Source organism: Pseudomonas baetica (assembly GCF_051216495.1).
GTDB lineage: Bacteria > Pseudomonadota > Gammaproteobacteria > Pseudomonadales > Pseudomonadaceae > Aquipseudomonas > Aquipseudomonas baetica_B.
Window position 1 is genome coordinate 1 of sequence record NZ_JBPKAM010000002.1, and the last position, 23,013, is coordinate 23,013.

Annotated in this window: 23 protein-coding genes and 1 pseudogene; 6 read left to right on the forward strand and 18 right to left on the reverse strand. The window is 60.5% G+C overall.

The features are described from left to right. Positions 1–78: 78 nt before the first annotated feature. The 5 genes from ACSFE6_RS01830 to abc-f all read right to left on the reverse strand — a co-directional run bounded on the left by ACSFE6_RS01830 (position 79) and on the right by abc-f (position 6,029). On the reverse strand, positions 79–534 hold the full coding sequence (locus tag ACSFE6_RS01830) for a YaiI/YqxD family protein (RefSeq protein ID WP_435426030.1): 456 nt from the start codon (positions 532–534) through the stop codon (positions 79–81). Between the two features lie 105 nt (positions 535–639). Then, positions 640–2,535 (reverse strand): FTR1 family protein, encoded by a 1,896-nt coding sequence (locus ACSFE6_RS01835; RefSeq protein ID WP_435426031.1) that lies wholly within the window; start codon positions 2,533–2,535, stop codon positions 640–642. A 150-nt stretch (positions 2,536–2,685) separates the two neighbouring features. After that, positions 2,686–3,318, reverse strand: a complete 633-nt coding sequence (rhtB, locus tag ACSFE6_RS01840; RefSeq protein WP_435426032.1) for a homoserine/homoserine lactone efflux protein — start codon at positions 3,316–3,318, stop codon at positions 2,686–2,688. Between the two features lie 219 nt (positions 3,319–3,537). Further along, entirely contained in the window at positions 3,538–4,119 is a 582-nt protein-coding gene (locus ACSFE6_RS01845) for a mechanosensitive ion channel domain-containing protein (protein ID WP_435426033.1), read from the reverse strand. Further along, complete coding sequence (gene abc-f / locus ACSFE6_RS01850) at positions 4,119–6,029, reverse strand: ribosomal protection-like ABC-F family protein (RefSeq protein ID WP_435426034.1); 1,911 nt, start codon at positions 6,027–6,029, stop codon at positions 4,119–4,121. Before abc-f ends, ACSFE6_RS01845 begins: the two co-directional genes overlap by 1 nt. A gap of 50 nt (positions 6,030–6,079) precedes the next feature. On the opposite strand from abc-f, the gene ACSFE6_RS01855 reads away from it, so the two are divergent. Next, positions 6,080–6,544, forward strand: a complete 465-nt coding sequence (locus ACSFE6_RS01855; RefSeq protein WP_435426035.1) for a TIGR02444 family protein — start codon at positions 6,080–6,082, stop codon at positions 6,542–6,544. On the opposite strand, the gene ACSFE6_RS01860 is transcribed toward ACSFE6_RS01855, so the two are convergent. Beyond that, entirely contained in the window at positions 6,541–7,731 is a 1,191-nt protein-coding gene (locus ACSFE6_RS01860; RefSeq protein ID WP_435426036.1) for an AlgP family protein, read from the reverse strand. The two genes, ACSFE6_RS01855 and ACSFE6_RS01860, sit on opposite strands and share 4 nt — an antisense overlap. 192 nt (positions 7,732–7,923) lie before the next feature. Between ACSFE6_RS01860 and ACSFE6_RS01865 the strand changes: the two genes are divergently transcribed. Then, positions 7,924–8,589 (forward strand): FKBP-type peptidyl-prolyl cis-trans isomerase, encoded by a 666-nt coding sequence (locus tag ACSFE6_RS01865; protein WP_435426037.1) that lies wholly within the window; start codon positions 7,924–7,926, stop codon positions 8,587–8,589. A 60-nt stretch (positions 8,590–8,649) separates the two neighbouring features. On the opposite strand, the gene rsd is transcribed toward ACSFE6_RS01865, so the two are convergent. The 8 genes and pseudogenes from rsd to ACSFE6_RS01905 form a co-directional block, all read right to left on the reverse strand. Next, positions 8,650–9,108, reverse strand: a complete 459-nt coding sequence (gene rsd, locus ACSFE6_RS01870; RefSeq protein WP_435426038.1) for a sigma D regulator — start codon at positions 9,106–9,108, stop codon at positions 8,650–8,652. A gap of 169 nt (positions 9,109–9,277) precedes the next feature. After that, positions 9,278–9,829, reverse strand: a complete 552-nt coding sequence (locus ACSFE6_RS01875; RefSeq protein WP_435426039.1) for a disulfide bond formation protein B — start codon at positions 9,827–9,829, stop codon at positions 9,278–9,280. A gap of 228 nt (positions 9,830–10,057) precedes the next feature. Then, a complete protein-coding gene (locus ACSFE6_RS01880; RefSeq protein WP_435426040.1) occupies positions 10,058–11,296 on the reverse strand; it encodes a heme biosynthesis protein HemY in 1,239 nt (412 codons plus the stop codon). Continuing rightward, positions 11,293–12,435, reverse strand: a complete 1,143-nt coding sequence (locus ACSFE6_RS01885) for a uroporphyrinogen-III C-methyltransferase (RefSeq protein ID WP_435426041.1) — start codon at positions 12,433–12,435, stop codon at positions 11,293–11,295. The genes ACSFE6_RS01880 and ACSFE6_RS01885 overlap by 4 nt, the downstream gene beginning before the upstream one ends. 16 nt (positions 12,436–12,451) lie before the next feature. Further along, a complete protein-coding gene (locus ACSFE6_RS01890) occupies positions 12,452–13,219 on the reverse strand; it encodes a uroporphyrinogen-III synthase (protein ID WP_435426042.1) in 768 nt (255 codons plus the stop codon). Beyond that, positions 13,216–14,157, reverse strand: a complete 942-nt coding sequence (hemC, locus tag ACSFE6_RS01895; RefSeq protein ID WP_435426043.1) for a hydroxymethylbilane synthase — start codon at positions 14,155–14,157, stop codon at positions 13,216–13,218. Before hemC ends, ACSFE6_RS01890 begins: the two co-directional genes overlap by 4 nt. Positions 14,158–14,295: 138 nt before the next feature. Then, the gene (locus ACSFE6_RS01900) at positions 14,296–15,042 is read right to left on the reverse strand and encodes a LytR/AlgR family response regulator transcription factor (RefSeq protein ID WP_175387324.1); all 747 of its coding nucleotides are present in this window, start codon (positions 15,040–15,042) and stop codon (positions 14,296–14,298) included. Next, a pseudogene (locus ACSFE6_RS01905) lies at positions 15,039–15,161 on the reverse strand (sensor histidine kinase); the annotation flags it as partial. The pseudogene ACSFE6_RS01905 and the gene ACSFE6_RS01900, both read right to left, overlap by 4 nt. Before the next feature lie 428 nt (positions 15,162–15,589). On the opposite strand from ACSFE6_RS01905, the gene argH reads away from it, so the two are divergent. Beyond that, positions 15,590–16,984, forward strand: a complete 1,395-nt coding sequence (argH, locus tag ACSFE6_RS01910; RefSeq protein WP_435426044.1) for an argininosuccinate lyase — start codon at positions 15,590–15,592, stop codon at positions 16,982–16,984. A 94-nt stretch (positions 16,985–17,078) separates the two neighbouring features. Here argH and ACSFE6_RS01915 read toward each other — a convergent pair whose 3' ends face one another. After that, positions 17,079–17,738, reverse strand: a complete 660-nt coding sequence (locus ACSFE6_RS01915; protein ID WP_435426045.1) for a glutathione S-transferase family protein — start codon at positions 17,736–17,738, stop codon at positions 17,079–17,081. 126 nt (positions 17,739–17,864) lie between these two features. On the opposite strand from ACSFE6_RS01915, the gene ACSFE6_RS01920 reads away from it, so the two are divergent. The 3 genes from ACSFE6_RS01920 to ACSFE6_RS01930 all read left to right on the forward strand — a co-directional run bounded on the left by ACSFE6_RS01920 (position 17,865) and on the right by ACSFE6_RS01930 (position 21,655). After that, positions 17,865–18,161 (forward strand): hypothetical protein, encoded by a 297-nt coding sequence (locus tag ACSFE6_RS01920; protein ID WP_435426046.1) that lies wholly within the window; start codon positions 17,865–17,867, stop codon positions 18,159–18,161. A 212-nt stretch (positions 18,162–18,373) separates the two neighbouring features. Next, the gene (locus tag ACSFE6_RS01925) at positions 18,374–18,619 is read left to right on the forward strand and encodes a TIGR02647 family protein (protein ID WP_435426047.1); all 246 of its coding nucleotides are present in this window, start codon (positions 18,374–18,376) and stop codon (positions 18,617–18,619) included. A gap of 192 nt (positions 18,620–18,811) precedes the next feature. Further along, on the forward strand, positions 18,812–21,655 hold the full coding sequence (locus ACSFE6_RS01930) for a class I adenylate cyclase (RefSeq protein WP_435426048.1): 2,844 nt from the start codon (positions 18,812–18,814) through the stop codon (positions 21,653–21,655). A gap of 7 nt (positions 21,656–21,662) precedes the next feature. Here the strand turns inward: ACSFE6_RS01930 and rnk are convergent, their stop codons facing one another. The 3 genes from rnk to cyaY all read right to left on the reverse strand — a co-directional run bounded on the left by rnk (position 21,663) and on the right by cyaY (position 22,894). Next, entirely contained in the window at positions 21,663–22,073 is a 411-nt protein-coding gene (gene rnk, locus ACSFE6_RS01935; RefSeq protein ID WP_095196229.1) for a nucleoside diphosphate kinase regulator, read from the reverse strand. A 265-nt stretch (positions 22,074–22,338) separates the two neighbouring features. Then, entirely contained in the window at positions 22,339–22,557 is a 219-nt protein-coding gene (locus tag ACSFE6_RS01940) for a DUF1289 domain-containing protein (RefSeq protein ID WP_435426049.1), read from the reverse strand. A 4-nt stretch (positions 22,558–22,561) separates the two neighbouring features. Further along, positions 22,562–22,894 carry an iron donor protein CyaY gene (gene cyaY / locus ACSFE6_RS01945; protein WP_435426050.1) on the reverse strand — a complete coding sequence of 111 codons (333 nt, stop codon included), beginning with the start codon at positions 22,892–22,894 and terminating at the stop codon, positions 22,562–22,564. Positions 22,895–23,013 lie beyond the last annotated feature (119 nt).

Here is a 23,013-nt window from a genome sequence, read left to right on the forward strand (position 1 = left end):
CCCCCCCCCCCCCCCCCCCCCCCCCCACCCCCCCCCCCCCCCCCCCCCCCCCCCCACCCCCCCCCGCTCCTACAGGTTTCAGGTTCGCCGAGACAACCGCGTTAATATCCGATCCAGCCCATTGGCAAATGCCTGTTTCTCACGCTCACCAAACGGCGCTGGCCCGCCACTCACCTGCCCTTGCTCTCGCAAGTCGGTGAACAGGTTACGCACGGCCAACCGATCACCCATGTTCTGCGCATCGAACTCCTTGCCCCGCGGGTCCAGCGCCGCGACGCCCTTTTTCACCAGCCGGTCGGCTAGCGGTACATCGCTGCAGATCACCAACTCGCCGGGCACCGCATGCTCGACCAGATAGTCGTCGGCCGCGTCCGGACCGCTCGGCACCACGATCAGTTTCACCAGGGCCAAACCCGGCTTGATCTGCGGCTGGCCGGCCACCAGCACCACTTCAAACTGACGCTTGAGGGCGAACTTCACCACCAGATCCTTCGCCGCCCGGGGGCAGGCGTCGGCATCGATCCAGACACGCATCGGTTTTCCTCTTTTTAAAAGCTTCGCGAGCAGGCTCGCTCCCACAGGTTATACGTCATCCTGTGGGAGCGAGACTGCTCGCGAATGTGAGCGAAGCGAATGCTGTTAAGCCGTAGCCCGCTGCTTCTCAGCCACCCGACTGCGGCCATACAGCACCACAATCGCAATGATCGCCACCGCCTGCGCACTCAACGAATAGGCATCGGCATGAATCCCCAGCCAGTCGAACTCAAAGAACGGCACCGGCCGCGTGCCGAAGATCCCCGCCTCCTGCAGTGCCTTCACGCCATGCCCGGCGAACACCACCGACAACGCACAAAGCAGGCCGGCGTTGATGCTGAAGAACAAGGCCAGCGGCAATTTTGCCGAGCCGCGCAGGATCACCCAGGCCAGACCGACTAGCAGCACCAGCGCCGTCGCACCACCGGCCAGTACCGCATTGTGACCCGCAGGGCCCGCCTGCAACCACAGGGTTTCGTAGAACAGGATCACTTCAAACAGCTCGCGATACACCGAGAAGAACGCCAGGATCGCAAAACCGAAACGACCGCCACCGCCCACCAGGCTGCTCTTGATGTAGTCCTGCCAGGCTGCGGCATGACGACGGTCGTGCATCCACACGCCCAGCCACAGCACCATGACGCTGGCAAACAACGCCGTCGCACCTTCCAGCAATTCGCGCTGCGAACCGCTGACATCGATCACATACGCCGCCAGCGCCCAGGTCCCCAAGCCGGCCAACAGCGCCAGCCCCCAACCGACGTTGACACTACGTACCGCCGATTGCTGGCCGGTGTTACGCAGGAAGGCCAGGATCGCCGCCAGTACCAGAATCGCTTCCAGCCCTTCGCGCAGCAGAATCAGCAAGCCGGAAATGTAGCTCAGCGACCAGCTCAAGCCATCGCTGCCCAACAAGTCGGCAGAAGTCTTCAATTTGGCCTTGGCCGCCTCCAGCCGCTGCTCGACCTGTTCGATCGGCAAGCCATCCTGCAACGACTGACGGTAGGCCATCAGCGATTTCTCAGTGTCCTTGCGTACGTTGGCGTCGACGTTGTCCAAGGAGCTTTCGACCAGCTCGAAACCTTCCAGATATGCTGCCACCGACAGGTCATAGGCTTGATCGTGGTCACCGGCACGGTAGGCTGCAACGCTTTTGTCGAGGGTTGCGGCGGTGTAATCGAGCAATTGCGCCGGGCCACGCTTGACCTGCGGTGGCTGCGCCCGTTGCGTGCGGAAAGTCGCCGCCGCTTGCGGGCCATCGGCGGCCTGCACTTCGGCCGGAGTTTGACGGGCCAGATCGGCAATGTTGTAAATCTTGTCGCTGCTGACGGTCGCCGGATCGGCGCTGAAACTGGCAATGTAGGTGGCCAGGTCCCACCGCTGGCGATCGTCCAGTTGATCGGCGAACGCTGGCATGTCAGTGCCTTCAACGCCCAGCCCCAGGGTGTTGTAGATCGCGTAGAGACTCAGGTGATCCAGACGCGCGTTATCGCGCAGGTTGGCCGGTGGCGGCGTCAGACCGACACCCGCCGGGCCATCGCCCGCGCCGGTATCGCCGTGACACACCGAACAGTGCTGCGCATACAGCGGCGCGCCACGGGTCGGATCCGGTGTGATGATTGGTGCTTGGCTGACTTCGTAGGCCACAGCCAGTTTTGCACCGAGTTGCCGCGCCTGACGGGCGACATCGGCGCCATCCTGACGCGCAGTGATCGCCTCACGCAGCGTCTTGATGCCCTGCTCCAGCCCGGTCTTTTCCGGCTTGGCCGGCATGGCTGCCACTAGACCTTGCAGCGCCTGGACGAATTCCAGTTGCTCGCGGTACTCGGACTCGTTGACGACCTTGCCTGCTTGCACTGCTTGCGGATAGTCCGCACCGATGTAGTCGAGTAAATGCAGGGCTTGCGGCGCGCCTTCCACCGTGTCGGCCAGCAGGTTGAAACTGCATAGGGCAAACACCGGCGCTATCAGCCAGGCCAGGAAACGGGACGGGGCAATCATGAATGAATCTCATTTGGAAACACGAAGTAACATATTGTTCCCTCTCAATGATTTTCACTCAAGCTTTGTATACGGTGGCGAAGGGCTTGCGCCTGCTCGGAAAATGAAAAAGGCGACCTGATTAGGTCGCCTTTATTGTGCCGGAGGCTTTTACACGGCCGCTTTTCGCAGCGTCGCCATGAACGCCGCCGCACCGATGAACAACCCGGCAAACGTACGGTTCATACGCTTTTGCTGCTTGGGCGTGCGCAATAGGCGCAGCACCTTGGAGGCCAATCCGGTGTATCCGGCCATGACGATCAGATCGACGCAGATCATGGTCACACCGATGATCACGTACTGGATCAGCAGCGGCGCATGCGGGTCGATGAATTGCGGCAACACCGCCAACATGAACACCAGTGCCTTGGGGTTGCTGATGTTCACCAGGAAACCACGGAATACCAGGGCCATCGGCTTGCCGATCTGGCGAATGGCTGCGTCGTCACTCATTTCGCTGGGCAGCGCACGCCATTGTTTGATTGCCAGGTAAACCAGATACGCGACACCGAACCATTTGATTGCATAAAAAGCGGTGGCCGATGCCGTGAGAATCGCCCCCACACCGGCGCCGACAATGGCGATTTGCACGGCAAGACCCAGTTGCAGGCCCAGGGCGTTCCAGTAACCACGCCAGAAACCGTATTGCAGCCCGCTGGACATCGACGCAATGGCGCCGGCACCCGGAGAAAGACTGATCACCCAACAGGCGGCAAAAAACGCCAGCCATGTTTGAAGCTCCATCGCACACCTCGACTCAGACTCGTGACAGACATCTAAGCTAATGCGGCTTGGGGCCGATGACTACCGATTTTTTGCAGGATGTTGCGGTTGCCGACCAGCGCGTATGGCTTGAGGGCCCCTTCGCGAGCAGGCTCGCTCCCACATAGGATCTTGTGAGTGACCCGAACCACTGTGGGAGCGAACCTGCTCGCGAAAGCGGTGCATCAAGCCGCAGAAGGCTTACTTCTCAAACCCGCTGGCAGGAAACACATCGGTCCCCCGCCAACGCCGCACCGAACGCTGGAAGAACAGGCTGTTGGGTACCTGCACCATGGCACTGCCGGTGCCGAGTTCTTCAGCCTCGATCAGCGTGGTGTACAGCAGATTGATCGCCACCACCCGGCCTTTGACGCCGGGCTTGTCGGTGGTGTCCACCAATTCGACCACATCGCCGAGGCGAAACGGGCCGACGGTAAAGATCAGGATCGCGCAGAGCAGATTGGAGAGCACGCTCCACATGGCGAAAAACGCCACCGCCGCGACCGCGACAAAACCGGACAACGCCGTCCAGAGTACCGTGGCCGACACCCCGAGGCGCTCCAGCACGAAAATCAGCGCACTGCCCATGATCAGCCAGCGTAGGCCACCGCGCAGCGGCATCATCAGCTGCGGAGGAAACGGGTAGCGCTCGCCAAGACGGGTCAGGCACTTGGCGACAAAGCGCTGCGCGACGTAACCGGCCAGCAGGATCAGCAGGATCTGCACGCCGAGCCAGATTGGCTCGACCCACATTGCCGGCAGCGGCAACTTGAAGGCGTCCATCAGGACAGCGCCTCCAGCTCCGCCTGCATGCTTTCCAGCAGTTCCAAGGCTTCCATCCAGGCTTCTTCCAGCTCTGCCTCACGCACCTTCAGCTTGGCCTGTTCGGCCAGCAGATCACGCAACTCGTTCTTGCGCGCCGGCTCATAGAGGTCGCTATCGCCGAGGCTGGTGTCGATTTTCGCCAGTTTCTCGTGCAGCTTGCCCAGTTCGGCTTCCAGTTTTTCCGCTTCGCGCTTGTGCGGGGCCAGTTGCTGACGCAAGGCGGCCGCAGCCTGGCGCTGGGCTTTCTTGTCGGTCTTGTCCGGATTGACCGGAGTGCTGCTGACCGGTGCATTGCGCTGACGATAATCCACCAACCAACGGGTGTAGTCTTCCAGGTCGCCATCGAACTCTTCGACCTTGCCATCCGCCACCAGGAAAAAGTTATCCGTGGTGCTTTTGAGCAGGTGACGGTCGTGGGAAACCACCAGTACCGCACCACTGAATTCCTGCAGGGCCATGGTCAGCGCCAGCCGCATTTCCAGGTCCAGGTGGTTGGTCGGTTCGTCGAGCAGCAACAGGTTCGGCCGGTCCCAGGCGATCAACGCCAGGGCCAGGCGCGCCTTCTCACCACCGGAGAAGTTCAGCACCGGCTCGTCGATCCGCGCACCGCGGAAGTCGAAGCCGCCGAGAAAATCGCGCAGGGTTTGCTCGCGTTCGGTCGGGGCCAGACGCTGCAAGTGCAGCAACGGGCTGGCCTTGGCATCCAGAGAATCGAGCTGATGTTGGGCGAAGTACCCAACGACCGTGTTCTCGCCACGGGTCAACCGGCCGGCCAGCGGCTCAAGCTCACCCGCGAGGTTTTTGATCAGGGTCGACTTACCCGCACCGTTGGGACCGAGCAAACCGATCCGTGCACCCGGCGTCAGTTGCAGCTTGACCTTCTCCAGCACGGTCTTCTCGCCATAACCCAGGCGAGCATCGGACAGATCGATCAGCGGACTGGAAATTTTCTGCGATTCGCGGAAAACGAAGTCAAACGGCGAATCGACGTGGGCGGCCGTCAGCTCTTCCATCCGCTCCAGCGCTTTGATCCGGCTCTGGGCCTGACGGGCCTTGGTGGCCTGGGCCTTGAAGCGGGCGATGTAGCTTTCCATGTGCGCACGCTGCGCCTGCTGCTTCTCGTAAGCCTGCTGTTGCTGGGCCAGACGTTCGGCGCGGGCACGCTCGAAGGCGCTGTAGCCACCGCGGTACAGGGTGATTTTGCGTTGATCGACGTGGGCCACGTGATCGACCACGGCATCGAGGAAATCCCGGTCGTGGGAGATCAACATCAAGGTTCCGGGATAGCTCTTGAGCCACTCTTCGAGCCAGATAATGGCGTCGAGATCCAGGTGGTTGGTCGGTTCGTCGAGCAGCAACAAATCCGAAGGGCACATCAACGCCTGCGCCAGGTTCAGACGCATCCGCCAACCACCGGAGAAGTCCCCGACTTGCCGATCCATCTGTTCGTTGGTGAACCCCAGGCCTGCCAGCAGCTTGCGCGCCCGGGCGTCGGCGGTATAGCCATCGGCGCTGTCGAGCTCCGAATGCAGTCGAGCCAGTGCGGCGCCGTCATGGGCCGCTTCGGCCACCGCCAGTTCGCGTTGCACCTGGCGCAGGCGCAGGTCGCCATCGAGCACATAGTCGACCGCCAGGCGTTCGAGCGTGTCGACCTCCTGACGCATGTGGGCGATACGCCAGTCGGCCGGCAAGAAGCAATCGCCAGAGTCCGGGTGCAATTCACCCCGAAGCAAGGCGAACAGGCTCGATTTGCCGGCGCCATTGGCACCGATGAGGCCGGCTTTCTGGCCGGCGTGCAGCGTCAGCTCGGCGTCTTCTAGCAGACGTTGCGGGCCACGCTGTAAAGTCAGGTTCTGAAGTCGAATCATAATGGCGGCGGAGTCTACCAGCTTCGCTCGCAACTGGCGCGAGTAGCACTATGTCCTCTGACCTGTGGAGCTTTTCCCTGGCCCTTTACGCCCGCCCGGGCGTTGAGCAGGCATGCCTGAAATTGCAGTCGACAGGCGTCAATGTGTGCCTGCTGCTGTGCGGAGCATGGTTAGGTCAACGGGGAATGGCCTGCGATGAGCAACGCTTGCAGCAACTTCGCAATACGGCCGAGCCTTGGGACGCTGACGTCGTCCGTCCCCTGAGGGCACTGCGCGCGCAATGGAAAACCGCTGCCACTCAGGATGCCGAGCTGCATAAGCTGCGTGAACAAGTGAAGGCGCTGGAGCTGGAAGCCGAGCGGCATCTGTTGTTGCGACTGGAGCGAGCGGCTCAAGCGTGGCCAGACAATGAGGCGACTGACCTGGAGGCCTGGCTTGAAGGTGTAGCGGCGTGCACCACCCACCTGGACCGCGACGCGCTGCATCAGCTGCGCGTCGAGGTATCCGGCACTTAGGAAGCGCTGGTTGGGGTGGTGGCGGAGTTCGACGGGGCCACTGGCGTTGGCGCAGTGGTGGTCGTCGAGGTCGTTACGGCTGGCGCAGGTGCGGCCGAAGCGGATGGCGCTGGCGTTGGCGCTGCGGGCTTGGCCACAGGTGCCGGGGTCGGCTTGGCGGCAGCGACTGGTTTTTTCACCGCAGGCTTGGCTGCTGGTTTTGCAGCGGCAGGTTTGGCGGCTGGTTTTGCAGCCGGTTTGGCAGCTGCGGGTTTGGCTGCTGCAGGCTTCGCTACAGCAGGTTTTGCTGCGGTGGCTGGCTTGGCAGTCGCAGGTTTGGCAGCTGCTGTTTTCACAGCAGGTTTAGCGGCTGGTTTAGCGGCTGGCTTGGCAGCGGTTTTAGCCGCAACAGGTTTTGCGGCAGGCTTGGCAGTAGGTTTGGCAGCTGCAGTTTTAGCGGCTGGTTTTGCGACCGTCTTCGCGGCTGGTTTTACAGCCGGTTTGGCAGCTGCGGTTTTTGCCACAGCCGGTTTCGCGGCAGCCGTTCTTGCAGCGGGTTTTGCGGCAGCGGGTTTAGCAGCCGCAGGCCTGGTAGCAGGTTTCGCCGCAGCCGTTTTCACAGCCGGTTTGGCAGCTGGTTTTGCTGCGCTGGCAGCGACCGGTTTTTTCGCCGCAGGTTTAGCGGCAGGTTTTGCTGCGGCCTTCACCGGTGCTTTGGCAACCGGTTTGGCGGCAGGCTTGGCCGGTGCTTTTGCAGCAGCCGGTTTGGCAGCGGCTTTCTTCGCAGGGACCGCGGCAGGCTTGGCCGCGCGCAGGGACAATGCCTTGCCGACAGCCTCTTGAACACGACCGACACCCTGAGCCAGTTTCAGGCTTTCTTGAGCGTCGCGCTTGAGTTGCAGAATGTAGCCACGGGTGTCCGACTGACGCTCCTTGAGGGCGTCGAGCAGGTCTTCGAGCTCCTTCACTGCGCCCTTGGCTTTGGCTTGTGCCTTGGCCTTTCCGGCCGCCGCAGCGTCCTGCAATTTGGTACGGGATTTGTGCAATTTTTCCTGCGCTTTTCCGCGCTGCTTTTCCAGCTTGGCGAGCAGTTTTTCAGCATCAGCCAGCGCTTCGGAACAAGCGGTTTCCAGATGCTCGAGCAGGCTGCTCGAGAGTTGTTGGAGTAAGTGCAACGGGGTATTTACAGGCTTCTTGGTGGCCGACATGGTTTACCTCCTGGCTGACGTGGGTGCGGCTCATACTAGACCTCTGCTGCTACCGCCGCTAGGGCATCTTGACAGTATCCTGAGCGTTGCGTTGCAACAGATGGAAAATCTTCTGCGCTTGAACGAAAGCAGTTCACCGTCGAGTGCATTCGCACTGGCATAATCGCCGGCATCCCAGGTCGGAGAGTGCCCATGTCGCGCTACTTTTTTTTATCGCTGTGCGTGATTTTTTCCGTGGCCCAGGCCGCCGAAAAAACCTCGGAAAATGACGCCCACGATCTCGCTTACAGCTTGGGCGCAAGCCTCGGTGAACGCCTGCGCCAGGAGGTTCCCGATCTGCAACTCAAAGCGCTGGTCGAAGGCTTGCAACAAGCCTATCAAGGCAAGCCGCTGGCGTTGAAGGACGAGCAGATCGAACAGATTCTGACGGAGCACGAAGCCCGGGTTGCCATGCAAACATCGGCGCCGCAAAGTGAGCGCGCACTGGAAAACGAGCAACGTTTTCTTGCCGAGGAAAAAGCCAAACCCGGCGTTCGTGAACTGGCGGACGGGATACTGCTGACGGAGTTGGCGCCGGGTACGGGTACCAAGGCCGGACCGAATGGCAAGGTGCAGGTACTTTATGTCGGACGCCTTCCTGACGGCACAGTGTTCGATCAGAACAACCAGCCGCAATGGTTCAGTCTCGATAGCGTGATCAGCGGTTGGCGCAGCGCCTTGCAAGACATGCCGGTCGGTGCGAAATGGCGCCTGGTGATCCCATCGGCACAAGCCTATGGCGCCGACGGCGCCGGTGACCTGATCGCGCCGTTCACTCCATTGGTATTCGAAGTCGAATTGCGCGGCGCCACCAGCTGATCGCACAAATGAAAAACGGTGCACCCAGGTGCACCGTTTCGAGGTCTTGCAGGTATCGATTCAAGCCTGGACAGAATCGGTTTCCTTGTGAGCGGTGTGCAGCACTTCGATCAGGCAATCCTCCAGCTCGAAGCGTTCATGCAACAACCCACCCAGTTCCTTGAATTTCTCGGCGACGCACTTTCCTTCATCACACAGGTCGTTGAACGCGAGAAGTTTCTCGGTGATGACGTCGATGCGTGGATAGATCGTCTCGGCGAGTTCCAGGCCACGCTTGTCGTTGAAGGCCTTGGCCTCCCCCGTCAGCTGTTCATAGATCTCGAAATGGCCGGCAGACACGTAATCGACCAGCACGCCGCAAAACTCCTGCAAGGGTTTACGGCTTGCAGACAACGCCTCTGGCTCGGCGCCGAGGCGATCGTATGCGTCGATCAGCTCCTTGCGCTCCTGCAACCAGCGGTCAATCAGCAGGTGCACTCCACCCCAGCGTTCCTGAGCATTCTGACAACTTTCGAGCATGGTGATCTCTCTTCCCTTGTGGGTCAGCTGCTCTATGCCTTTTTGCCTCTTGATGGGCGGCCAGGCAGAGCGTCATCGAGCAACATAATTCCAATGACACGTGCGGGCCAGATTATGCCCGCACGACTGAGGCTTCAAGGTACGCAGGCGATAAAGTTCATACAAGTGTTTAATCACTTGTCAGGGCCGTGTGCGACGACTTGCCGCTAAGCGGTCGTTGCATACCGATCCAGACAGGGCGCAACAACTGATAAACACCCAGCGTCGATATCGCGGCGAAGAACAGCAAACTCCACTCTGGGATGCTCAGATCGAACAGTGTCCAGGAGATCGGCGTGCAATCGAGGGTGCCTTTGACTATCTGTTGCACAATACCAATCCAGGGTGCGCTGGCGAACAGCTCGGAAAGATTGGGAGCGCAGGCCGATAGCTGATGCACCGGATCACTTTGCAGCATCACCTGTCGCCATGCCGTGGCTGTCCCGGCCAGACTGGAGAGCAGTCCGAGCAGCCAGTACACAAAAGAACCCACGCGGCCGGGCCCGTGAATGGCGGCTGTGAGGCAGATACCGGTCAGCAGCGCCAGGCAAAACCGTTGCAAAAGACACAAGCCACTCGGCTTGAGACCGACGGAGTACTCGAGATAGTAGGACGCGCCCAAGACCAGGGCGCCCGCAACGAAAACCGTGAAAAACAACGAGCGTGTGCAGGCCAAGGACATGGCTTTTCCGTAACAGTAGGGACCGACGGCTACGGTAGAGGAAAGCATTCCGGCGTATCAAGGCAGGCGAGTAGGGACACTTCAGCAGGAGTGTAGGGAATTCCCGACAGCAGCTACAGGATTAGATGTAACCCTCTGTAGGACTCTGCTGAAATCACACAACGCCGGTAAAATTTCGACAAGTTCGAGGCGTGGGGGGCGCCCAATCGAGCCCCCCTCAGCTATTCATCACGCGTGTACCGGTACCGGCAACGGCGCTGCCAGCAAGCGCTCATCGAGCAAGCCCAAGCCTTCCTGGAACAGTTGGTTGCTACGCTCGGTATCGCCCATTTGCGCCAACAGCCGCGCCAGTTCGGCACAGGCTTCCGGGTTGCGTTGCACGCGCAGACTGCTTTCCAGATAGTCCCGGGCCTTGCCCCACAGGCTGCTTTGCAGACACAGCCGCCCCAAGGTCAGCAACAGGCTTGGATCGGCGGGATGATCCTTGAGCCAGCCTTCGGCGAGTTGCAGTTGACGCGCCGGATCACTACCGCGAACCAGCCCATAGAGACGCGCCAGGTGACTGTCATAGTTGCGCTTGAGCGCGGTACGCAAAACTTCTTCGGCCTCGACCTGCGCGCCGAGTTGGCGCAACTGCTCGGCATAGGCCAGCACCAGTTGCGGTTCCTGGCGTTGGGCCGATGTCAGTTGCTGCCAGGCACGGTTCAACGATTGCAGGCCGACAGTCCCATCCTCCTCCTGCTGCGCCGCCAGGGACAGATTCTTGCCCCACGCTCGGCGCTCCAGCTCGGCCAGTTCAGCCGGTGGCAGGACTTTGTCCTTGCGTAACTCCGGCAACAGGCGAATCACCGCCGACCAGTCGCCCCGCTGTTGATGCAGGCGCTGTAATTGACGGAGAGTCTGTGCGTTATGTGGATGACGCTCATGCATCGCCTGCAGGGTCGTCAGAGCGCCTTCGGTATCGCCGCGATCGGTCTGCAGTTGCGCGTGGTTCAGGGCAATGGCCAGTTCGGCCTGGGGCTGACGCTCCAGCGCACGCTCCAGCAGGCTGTCGCTCTCCTCGTAGCGCCCTTGCTCGTTCGCGGCGCGGGCAGCACCGAGGTAGTACAGCAATGGCTGGCGCTCGGCTTCCGCCGCCCGATGCAAATGACGCTGTGCACTGGCCCAGCGACCCTCGGCCAAATCCAGTTGACCGTGTTCGATCGCTGCCTGGACCCGGCGACTGCGATTGCGCCGTGACCAGGGATTGACCACGCCACCAGACGTCGTCACCAGCTCGATGAGCGCCTTGATGCCCCAGATGACCAGCCAGAGCACGGCGACCAAGGCCAGCGTCGCCCACAGGCTCGATTCAAAGCGAAAACTCTTATAGGCGATCAGCACGTAACCGGAATGCTCGGCAATCGCCAACCCCAGCGCCGCCGCCGCGGCGATGGCCAGAAACACGATCACATACAGGCGCTTCATGGCGTCGCCTCCTGCGCGGTGTTCGCGGCAGGTTTGGCCAGCGGTTTGATCGAGTCTTCAGCGTTTACATTACGCCGCTCCAGATACCCCTGGACCGCGCTCAGGGTACCGGTCAGGTCGGGGGTGACCACGGTGACGGGTTGCTTGCTCAGCTCGGCAACCTGCTCAAGCATCACTTTGCTCTGGGGGTTGTCCGGATTGAAGTTACCCTTGAGCACATCACGCGCCTCGTCCAGCGCCTGGGTGTAAACCGCTGCCTGGCCATTGAGGGCGGCCCATTGCGCCTGTTCCAGCGCCAGGCTCAGCGCCAGGCGCACCTGGCTCAGACTCTGCCCGGCGAGCAACGGACGGACATTTTTATCAGCATTGAAATCAATGCGGATGTAGCGCGAGATCTGATCCCACCATTGCGCCCAACGACTGGCGCCGTCGCCATCGGCGGTCAGCCCCAGCAGGGATTCGCCGCGGTCCTTGTACTCGGGTGCCAGCTCGGTGAGACCGACCACCCGATCACGCAGCGCGCCCAGGCGCAGGAACAATCCGGTGCGATCCGGCTGATCGGTACTGCGTAACGCCACCAGGGTTTTGGCCACCTGTTCGCGAGCGGCAAAGGCGCCAGGATCATTTTGTTCGCGAAGGATTTCATCGGCACCTTGTACCAGGGCCTGAGCGCTGCTGATGTCCTGCAACGCTGACAAGCGCAAGCTGGCCAGACGCAGCAAGTGCTCGGCCTCGGCCAGTCGCCAGTCCTTGCGGCTGGCACCGAGGACGGTTTCCAGACGTTGATTGAGTCGCTGCTGATCGCCCTGGAGCTGAATCACCAGGCGACTACGCTCCTCCAGCACATCGGCGCCGGGCAATTGTTCCAAGCGTGCGCTCAGGCGCTGCTCATTGAGCCTCAGGCTCTGCGCCTCGTCGCTCAACGCCTGCACCTGACTCAGCTGTTGCTGGTTGGTCGCTTGCAGGTGACGCACCTGCCAGACTCCCCAACCGCCCACCGCAATTCCGGCAGCGCCCAGCAACAATGCGACGATGGCCAGCCCATTGCCTCGGCGCGGCTCTGCGGCAGGTGGTGGCGTTTCAATCGGCGCATCAAGCACTGGCCGGACGTCTTCTTTAGGCAAGGCTGTTTCGCTCACGTATCCATCCTTTGCATTAGGAAACGGGTACGGGTTGCTCCCGTAACGCCGTCAGCAAGGCCGCGGCACTGGCGCCACGACAATCCACAACTGTCAGGGCACCGGCAGCACGTGCCAGCTCGGCAACCCTGGGACTTGGTACAAACAACGGCATCCGCGCCAATTGTGGCCAGGCATCGCCAGCCAATTGATGCAGGTGCTCAAAACCCTGTCCACTGCTGACCACCAGTGCATTCAGGCGTTCAGATTCGATCCGCTCCGACAGCGCTGCCGACGGGTATCGCGGCAGCTCGCGGCGGTACAGCTCCAGATACTCGACCCTAGCACCTCGCTCACGCAAGCGCTCGGCCAGCAGTTCGCGCCCGCCCTCCCCGCGCAAAATCAACACGCGCGGATTGGACCCGGCGATAGCCCCACGCAAATTCGCAAGCTCGAGCAAGGCCTCGCTGTCATCGCCCTCCTCCGGGAAGCTCACGTCCAGGCCGTGATCCTCAAGGATGCATGCCGTCGCCGCGCCGACGCTGAACCACTTCACCCGCGGGTTTTGCGGGCAGAACCGCTCGAGCAGTTCGACGCCGATCCGCGCGGCAGGCTTACTGACCACTATCACGGCGCAGTAGCGATCCAGCTCACGAAACACGTCGCGCATTGTGTCAGAGACAGGAATCGGCACTATGTCCAAAAGCGGCAGGCTACTGCTGAAAATCCCCTGTTCGGCCAAGAAACTGCCCAGCGCCGCCGACTCATCCGCCGGACGCGTCAGCAGCAAGCGCCAGCCCGTCACTCGTGCCCAGCCTCGCCATAGACCGCTTTCAGAATATCCGCGGCACCCTGGCTCAAGAGGTCTTCGGCCACTCGCACGCCCAGAGCTTCGGCATCGCCACGCGGCGCACGCGCCTGGGCGCTGAGCAACCGTCCGCCGCTCGGATCACCCACCAGGCCACGCAGCCAGAGCTGCTCGCCTTCAAGCACGGCGTAGCAGGCGATCGGCACCTGGCAGCCACCATTGAGATGTTTGTTGAGGGCACGCTCGGCGATCACTCGGGAGGCGGTATCCTGGTGATGCAGCGGCGCCAGTAGCGCGTGAATTTCGCTGTCGACACTGCGGCACTCGATCCCCACTGCGCCCTGCCCACCGGCTGGCAGGCTGTCGTCGACACTGATGGCCGACGTGATGCGATCTTCAAAACCCAACCGGATCAAACCGGCGGACGCAAGAATGATCGCGTCATATTCGCCGGCGTCGAGCTTGGCCAGACGCGTGTTGACGTTACCGCGCAGGAAGCGGATTTCCAGGTCCGGGCGACGGGTCAATAATTGGGCCTGGCGGCGCAGGCTCGACGTACCGACGATGCTGCCTGGCGGCAACTCATCCAGGCTGGCGTAAGTATTGGAAACGAAGGCATCGCGCGGGTCTTCACGCTCGCAGATACAAAACAGGCCGAGGCCTTCGGGGAAGTCCATCGGCACATCTTTCATCGAGTGCACGGCGATGTCGGCTTCGTTTTCCAGCAGCGCGGTTTCCAGTTCCTTGACGAACAATCCCTTGCCGCCGATTTTCGACAGTGGCGAGTCGAGCAGCTTGTCGCCGCGACTGACCATCGGGACCAACGTCACGAGCAGACCGGGATGGGCCTCCTCCAGACGGGCTTTGACGTATTCGGCCTGCCACAGGGCAAGAGCACTTTTGCGGGTGGCGATGCGGATCTGGCGAGAGGACATGGATCAATCCGTACTGAATAGATACGACGGATAATAACAGCTCAGCCAAATCCACTTTGACTTGTATCAGAAACTACTCAGCCTCCCTGGCCCCGGATGTCCGGCAATCGGGTGTGAAATTCGCCTGCGACCCGCTCATCAAAGCTGCTGCATCATTTTCCGCACGCCGGCCACATGGCGCCGGCTGACGATCAATGCGTCGCCATTGAGGCCTTTGAGAAACAGCTGAAAATGCCCCAGGGGCGTTCGTTGCAAGCGTTCGATACGCTCGCGAGCGACCAGTGCATTGCGGTGGATGCGCACGAATCGGTCGCCAAATTCGTCTTCAAGGGCCTTGAGTGGTTCATCCAGCAGTACCTCGCCGGCTTCGTGGCGCAAGGTCACGTATTTGTGGTCGGCGATAAAGTAAACCACCTGATCCAGCGGAATCAGCTCAATCCCCTTACGGGTGCGTGCGCTGATATGGCTGCGAGGGCCACTGCCACTTTCGGCGGCCGGGCGGGTCAGGGCCGAGAGCTGGATACGATTGGGGCGTTCGGCTTTTTTTAACGCGTCGTGTAAATGTTCAGTTCTCACCGGCTTCACCAGATAGCCTACGGCGCTGGCCTGTAAGGCTTCCACGGCAAATTCATCGGGTCCCGTGCAAAACACCACGGCGGGCGGGGTTTCACGCTCGCACAATCGCGCGGCCACCTGCAGGCCATCGAGGCCTGGCATACGGATATCGAGCAGCACGATATCCGGCTTGTGGCTGTCGATCAGTGCCAACGCTTCATCGCCGTTCGTGGCGCTGGGCTCCAGGACACTGTATCCCTCGAGTTCGCCAACCATTCGGCTCAGGCGCTCGCGGGCTAGGGGGTCGTCATCAACGATCAGGACATTCATATTGCGCTGGATTCCTGCGTGAGTCTCGCACAAGGATAGCGTAGACAGGTGGAGTGACGTCCGTCACCGCGATCCACGCTAAGACTAGCCCGAGCGTCAAAAAGTGCCGCTCGTCCGGCGGTAAAATTTTTATCCGACGGGCAATTGGCGGCCCAGGCCCGCTTTGGCGACACATCGCCACAGGGTTTGCTGTTACGCAATATGAACACCCCCTCTCCTTATAGTCAGCGCCTGCACCGAGAAGTGCGCTGATCCTACTGTCCAACTGTAGACGGTTGCCGGGACGATATTGCCCAAATGAAAAATATCGTTGCTCTAGCGGGGAAAACTGTAGGAGCGAGCATGCTCGCGATGGAGGTTAACGATAACGTTGGGCTGCCTGACACCCCACGGCGCCCTCCCGTGCATCGCGAGCATGCTCGCTCCTACAGAAGTCCGAGTGCGCGAGGTGAAACCAGTCGACCAGTGTCAACGACAGCCTTGGCAACCCTGTTATTATCCGCGGCAGTTTCAACGCCATTCTTCATCAGCCGATACGAGCGAATTCATGAGCACTGACAAGACCAATCAGTCCTGGGGCGGCCGCTTCAGTGAACCCGTCGACGCCTTCGTCGCCCGCTTCACCGCCTCCGTCACCTTCGACCAGCGCCTGTATCGCCACGACATCATGGGCTCGATCGCCCACGCCACCATGCTGGCCAAGGTCGGCGTGCTGACGGATGCCGAGCGCGACAGCATCATCGATGGCCTGAAAACCATCCAGGGTGAAATCGAGGCGGGCCAGTTCGATTGGCGCGTCGACCTCGAAGATGTCCACATGAACATCGAAGCGCGCCTGACCGACCGTATCGGCGTGACCGGTAAAAAACTGCACACCGGCCGCAGCCGCAACGACCAGGTCGCCACCGACATCCGCCTGTGGCTGCGCGACGAGATCGACCTGATCCTGGGCGAAATCACCCGCCTGCAAAAAGGCTTGCTGGAACAGGCCGAACGCGAAGCGGCCAGCATCATGCCGGGCTTCACCCACCTGCAAACCGCGCAACCGGTGACCTTCGGGCACCACATGCTGGCCTGGTTCGAAATGCTCAGCCGCGACTACGAGCGCCTGGTCGACTGCCGCAAGCGCACCAACCGCATGCCGCTGGGCAGCGCCGCGTTGGCCGGCACCACCTACCCGATCGACCGCGAATACACGGCCCAACTGCTGGGTTTCGACGCTGTTGGCGGCAACTCGCTGGACAACGTGTCCGATCGCGATTTCGCCATCGAATTCTGCTCCGCCGCGAGCATCGCGATGATGCACCTGTCGCGTTTCTCCGAAGAGCTGGTGCTGTGGACCAGCGCGCAATTCCAGTTCATCGATTTGCCGGACCGTTTCTGCACCGGCAGTTCGATCATGCCGCAAAAGAAAAACCCTGACGTGCCGGAGCTGGTGCGCGGCAAGACCGGGCGTGTATTCGGCGCACTGATGGGCCTGTTGACCCTGATGAAAGGCCAGCCTCTGGCCTACAACAAGGACAACCAGGAAGACAAGGAACCGCTGTTCGACGCCGCCGATACCCTGCGCGACTCGCTGCGGGCCTTTGCCGACATGATCCCCGCGATCAAGCCCAAGCACGCCATGATGCGCGAAGCGGCCCTGCGCGGTTTCTCCACCGCCACTGACCTTGCCGACTACCTGGTACGTCGTGGCCTGCCGTTCCGTGACTGCCATGAAATCGTTGGTCATGCCGTGAAATACGGCGTGGAAAGCGGCAAGGACCTGGCGGAAATGAGCCTTGAAGAACTGCGCAAGTTCAGCGACCAGATCGATCAGGACGTATTTGCCGTGCTGACCCTGGAAGGTTCGGTCAACGCCCGTAACCACATCGGCGGGACTGCCCCGGCACAAGTGAAGGCTGCTGTAGCTCGCGGGCAGGCATTGCTCGCCAGCCGCTAAAAGCATCGCGAGCAGGCTCGCTCCCACAAGGTTGATGCATGAATCCTGTGGGAGCGAGCCTGCTCGCGATATCTGACGTCAGAACACTACCGTCCTACTTCTTGGACGCGATCATCGCCATGAACGCCGGCATCGCCGCTTCCTTGTCCGCCGCAATCCGCTGAACATTCGGGTTGTCCTCCAGACGCTCCAGCAACGCCTTGGCCGCCGGCAGTTCAGCCAGCAGGTCGATACCAAACAGCTTTTTAGCCACTCCACATGCCAGCGGTACGCTATAGAGGAAATACAAATCCGCCACGCTCAGGCTGTCGCCCGCCACATACGGGCTGAATTTGCCGTGCCGGCCCAGGGATGCAATCCCCAGCAGCAACTCGGCCTTGGTTTTTTCCTTGATCGCCTCCGGCAGGGTGGAGCCGAAAAACGCTTCCGGATAACAAGCACGAGCCGGCAGCTCGATGTACAGCTCGATCTCCTTGGCCAGCGCCAGCACCTGTGCCCGTTCAAAGGGGTCGCTTGGCAACAAAGGTTTGCCGTTTTGGCTTTGCTCGATGTATTCGAGGATCACGCTGGTTTCATTGATGAAACCCTGCTCGGCCTTCAGCACCGGGACCTTGCCGCGCGGGCTGATGGCCAGCGCTTCAGGGCTCTGGCCGGCATAAAACGGCACTTCTTCGAATGGCAGTCCCTTTTCCAGCAACGCCAGCTTGACCATGTTGTAGTAGTTGCTGACGGAAAATCCATAAAGCTTGAGCATCACATAGCCTCCAGGCCGTGCAGGGGGGTTGGCAGTGCCTGTTATAGAACGCCGAGGGCGATCTCGCCAGCAGCATCACGGCCCTGAATGCGGGTAAACTGGCCACCTTTCCTTGAGGAGCCTGCCATGAGCGAGCCAACCCCCGGCACCAGCCAAGACGACATCGACGACGAAGAGTTCGCCGAGAACACGCTGATCGAAGCCATCGAAAACCAGATCGAAAGCGAAAACCCGCCAGCGGCCAAGGCCACCTTCAACAAGCTGACACTGGTGGGTTACGAGCGGGAGGAAATCCTCAACCTGATGGCCCACGTATTAGCGATAGAAATCGACGCAATCCTCGAAGAAGACCGCGCGTTCAACACCGAGTGGTATGAAGCAGCACTGCGTGCATTGCCAGAGTTGCCACCCGAGAAGCAGTAACCCACCCCCTTGCACCTGTGGGAGCGAGCCTGCTCGCGAAAAACCTGAGAGCACCGCAGGACGTCAAGCCTCCAGCGTTATCGTTGGCGTCCATCGCGAGCAGGCTCGCTCCCACAGAGAGAAAAAAGGCTGCTGCCAGCACTGGACATGCCGCACCAGCGGGTTCACCTTAGGGGCGCTGTTTTCTAATTCCTAGAAAGTCTGGAGTCCTTATGTCGCTTACCCCTGAGTTGGTCGCCGAACTGGAAATCCTCGCACTCTTCAACCTGGACAGTTCCCAGGAAGGTTTGAAAATTCATCAGTCCGCTGCCCCTAAAGCTATTGCCGCTGCCCAACGCCTGTACGAAAAAGAACTGATCGACCAGCCTGATGGTGGTTATCTGACCAGCCTGGGACGTGATGCCGCGCAAAATGTGCAAACCGTGCTCACCATTCTGAAAGCCCAAGAAACAGCCTGAATTCCATCGCATCGCCCACGGAAACCCTGCCACGGGATTTCCGCGGGCCTGTTCGGCTGACTGACCTTTTCCAACGTTATAAATCTGACGCCAAAAAAACAAAATCAGCTTAAATGCCCCCGGACTTAGACGCTAAACTGCCATCACCCGAGAGCCTCCACGTCCGAGCCCTGCGAGCCGGTTTGAGCTGACATGATCCACACCCATGAAATCCGCCCCGATCTGGACGAGGGAATCGACCGCAAGGTTCTCAGTCAACTGCGCGCACGCTTTTTAAAGCTCAACGAAGGCCGGATGGCGCGCGCCATGGAAGGGTTGTCGCCCCGTCAGCAAGGGGTGCTCAACCTTCTGCCACTGTTTTTCCACGTCAATCACCCGCTGTTGCCGGGCTACGTTTCCGGTGGCACGCCGGCCGGATTGTCGAATTTCGAACCGGACGCCAACGTCCTCGCCGAAGCCCAACGCCTGACCCGCTCGTTTTCCTATAAGCCACGCCACGGCAGCAATCCGCCTCGCCCGATTCACGGCCTGTTCCTGATGGGCAGTCTCGGCACGCTGGCCCAGGCCGATCAAAGCGATATGGATGTGTGGGTTTGTCATGGCTCGGACTTGAGGGAACACGAACTCGCTGAACTGCAAAAAAAATGTCAGCTACTCGAGGCCTGGGCTGCCAGCCAGGGTGCCGAGGCGCACTTTTTCCTGATCGATCCGGCCCGTTTCGTACGAGGCGAGCGCGACAATCAACTCAGCTCCGAAAATTGCGGCAGCACCCAGCACTATCTGCTGCTGGACGAGTTTTACCGCACTGCGATCTGGCTGGCCGGGCGCACGCCGATCTGGTGGCTGGTGCCGGTCTATGAAGAAGCGAGCTACGACCGATACACCCATACGCTGATATCCAAGCGCTTCATTCGCGCCGACGAAACCCTGGACCTGGGAAACCTCGCCTATATTCCGCCTGGCGAATTTATCGGCGCCGGGTTATGGCAATTGTTCAAGGGCATCGAGTCACCGTACAAATCGGTCCTGAAGTTGTTGCTGACCGAGGTGTACGCCAGCGAACACCCGAGGGTTCAGTGCCTGAGCCTGCGTTTCAAACAGGCGGTGTTTGCCAACCAGCTCGATCTGGATGAACTGGATCCGTACGTCGTGGTTTACCGACGCATCGAGGAGTACCTCATTGCCCGCAACGAGCCGGAACGACTGGAGCTGGTAAGGCGCGCGCTGTACCTGAAGGTCAATCGCAAACTCACCGGCAACATTCGCACCCAAGGCTGGCAGCGCACGTTACTGGAGCGCCTGACCCATGAATGGCATTGGGACCAACGTCAGTTGGCCCTGCTCGACAGCCGCAGCCAGTGGAAGGTCCGCCAGGTCAGTTCCGAACGCCGGGCGCTGGTCAACGAGCTGAATTACAGCTACCGATTCCTGACCCAGTTCGCCCGTAACGAACAGACCGTCAGTCTGATCAACAAACGTGATCTCAGCGTACTGGGTCGACGCTTGTACGCGGCCTTCGAACGCAAGGCGGACAAGGTCGAGTTCATCAACCCGGGCATCGCCCCGGACTTGGCCGAAGACACCCTGACGCTGGTGCATGCAGTCAACAAGAAGGAATCGGGGCAAACTCAGTGGGGCCTGTATAACGGCAGCCTGACTGCCCTTGAGTGGGAGCATTTCGCCCCGATCAAGCGCAGCCGCCATTTGCTCGAATTGCTCACCTGGTGCCACCGCAATGGCGTGATCGACAGCAGCACCCGACTGGCCTTGCACCCTGGCAGCAGCGACCTGAGCGAGTTCGAGCTGTTCAACCTGCTCGGCAGCCTGCAACAGAGCATCCCCCTGCCCCTGACGACCGTTGCCGAAGAACCCTTGCTGCGCGCAAGCGTACCCGGCGAAGTGCTGATTCTGGTGAACGTCGGCATCGACCCGCTCAAGCACCATCGAGATCTGAACATCCTGATGACCACCGAGCGTACCGACTCCCTGAGCTATGCAGGGGTTCGGGAGAATCTGGTGCTGACCCTGGATCAGGTCACGCTCAACAGCTGGAACGAAGTGCTGGTCAATCGCTTCGATGGTCCCCATGCCCTGCTCGACTGCCTTCGCGACTATCTCAACAACCTGCCGGACGGCCCGCGGCAACCCCGGCTGCGCGTACGCTGCTTCTGCCATAACCGCGCGCAATTCATTGCCCAACGTGTCGAAGGCATCATCGACACCGCGCAGAACCTGTTGCTGAGCAAACTCAATCACCGCTACCTGATTCAGGTCCAGCAGCATTACCACGTGCTGGAACTGGTACCCGGCCAGGTCAATCACGTCGCCCTGGCCACATTGCCGGCGCTGGTCGATTACCTGAGTGAAGAATTGGCCAGTTACAGCCCCTTGCATCTGGACCCGATGGCACTGGAAGAGCATGACCTAGCGCTGCTGCTGCCCATGGGGCAGGCAGATTGCGTTCAGGTGTTCTACCGGATCAACGAAGACCAGGCCGATCTGTATGTACTCGATGAGTACAATGCCTTATGGCAGCAGCGCTTGCCGTGGCACGACGAACAAAGCCTGCTAGTACCGCTGCAACGGTTCCTGCAATCGATTCAATATCGACGCGAGGCCTTGCTGCCGATGGAGGCGGCCCAGCCCAGGAGCCTGGACACCCGGTATTACCAACTCTTGCCGTCAGGTACAGGCCGACCACGCCGGGTCGAGGCCCGTCCGGCACCGCAAACACCAGTCAATAAACCCTTCTATGACGTACAGGCGATCGTCGGCAAAGCTGCACAGGGGAAGGCGCAAGTGACGTTGTATTGCAATCAGCGGGAGTTTTCAGAGCTGGAGCATGGCGACCAACTGTTCGCAGTGGTCGCCCGGGAAATCGTCGAACAGCGCCGCGAAACCCAACGCTATCGCTGCTACATCACCGACCTGGACCTGTCGGGCCTGCTCGGTGATGGTCAGGGCTCAAGCAATCTGTATCTGCGCTACAAGGCCGACCTGGAGCACGCATTGAACGAGGCGCTCGAGCAGGTCTGAGCGGTCATCACTCAGGGAAATCGCCGCCATTGGCTGGCTGGGATTCGACTTCAAGCAAGGTCAGCTTGAGCGTCTTGCCCCCCGGTGCCGGCCAGTCGATGTGCTGACCCACCTTCAAGCCGAGCAATGCGCTGCCCACCGGCGCCAGGATGGAAATCTTGCCTTCGTCGGCATTGGCATCCTTTGGGTAAACCAGGGTCAGGTGATAGTCCTTGCCGCTGATCTCTTCACGGCAATGCACGCGGGAATTCATGGTTACGACATCGGCGGGCACTTCATCGTGGCCGACCAGCGTATCGGCGCGGTCCAGCTCGGTTTGCAGTGCGATGACGCCCGGCAGCGTTTCATCCAGGCTGTCGATCAGACGCTCCAGACGCTGAACGTCCAGACGGGTAAGGGTGATGGAAGGTGCGGTCATGATCAGGGCAGACTCCTTTCTTCTGCACGAAAAAAGCAAAACCCCGCCAGAAAAAGGCGGGGTTTTCACAAGCCTCGATGGGTTGAGGCGTATTCGGACACTATCACAGCTCAAAAAATATACAAGCCAAGGACAACCACGGTACCGACAGGTGGAAATTAAACCCTGTGGGAGCGAGCCTGCTCGCGAATGCGGTTTGTCAGTCAATCAGATGTCGACTGATACACCGTATTCGCGAGCAGGCTCGCTCCCACAGGTTTCCGGGTCAGGCGTGGGATTTGCGGTGTAACGCCTGCGCGCAGATCACCCGCCGCCGCTCATCATCGGCCGAGCGCCATTCGCGGATGTCTTCGACATGACGGAAACACCCTAGGCAGACTTTTTGCTCATCCAGCCGACAGACTCCGCTGCACGGCGATGGCACTGCCGGGCTTACATTGCTGTAGAGCGGCTTGGGCGGGCGGGCCGGCGATGGCTCGGTCACGGCGTTACAGGCCTTCGAAATCGAATTCGACACCGGCCTGCTGCTTGACGATGCGCTCGAGCATTTCACCCAACTGCTCTTCGCTCTTGTCGCACATCCAGCGCTCACTCTCTTCGTCGTAATCGAAGTGGAAGCCACCGGACACAGCAGCCAGCCACAACTGCCGCAACGGCTCCTGACGACTGAAGATCAATTGGCTGCCGTTTTCGAACTTAACGGTCAGCACACCAGCCGAGCTCTCCAGATCGATGTCCAGGTCGCTGTCCTCAAAGATGTCCTCCAGGGATTGCTGGGTGGCATCGACCAGGTCGTGGAAACGGGCTTCGGACAAACTCATTGCGGCAACCTCAAAAGTGTCTGATCAGGCTCAAGCGCCGCAAGATACGGGCGAGTCCCGGTGATTGCAAAGGATAACGGCCAAGAGGGCCATTGTGGGAGCGGGCTTGCTCGCGAATG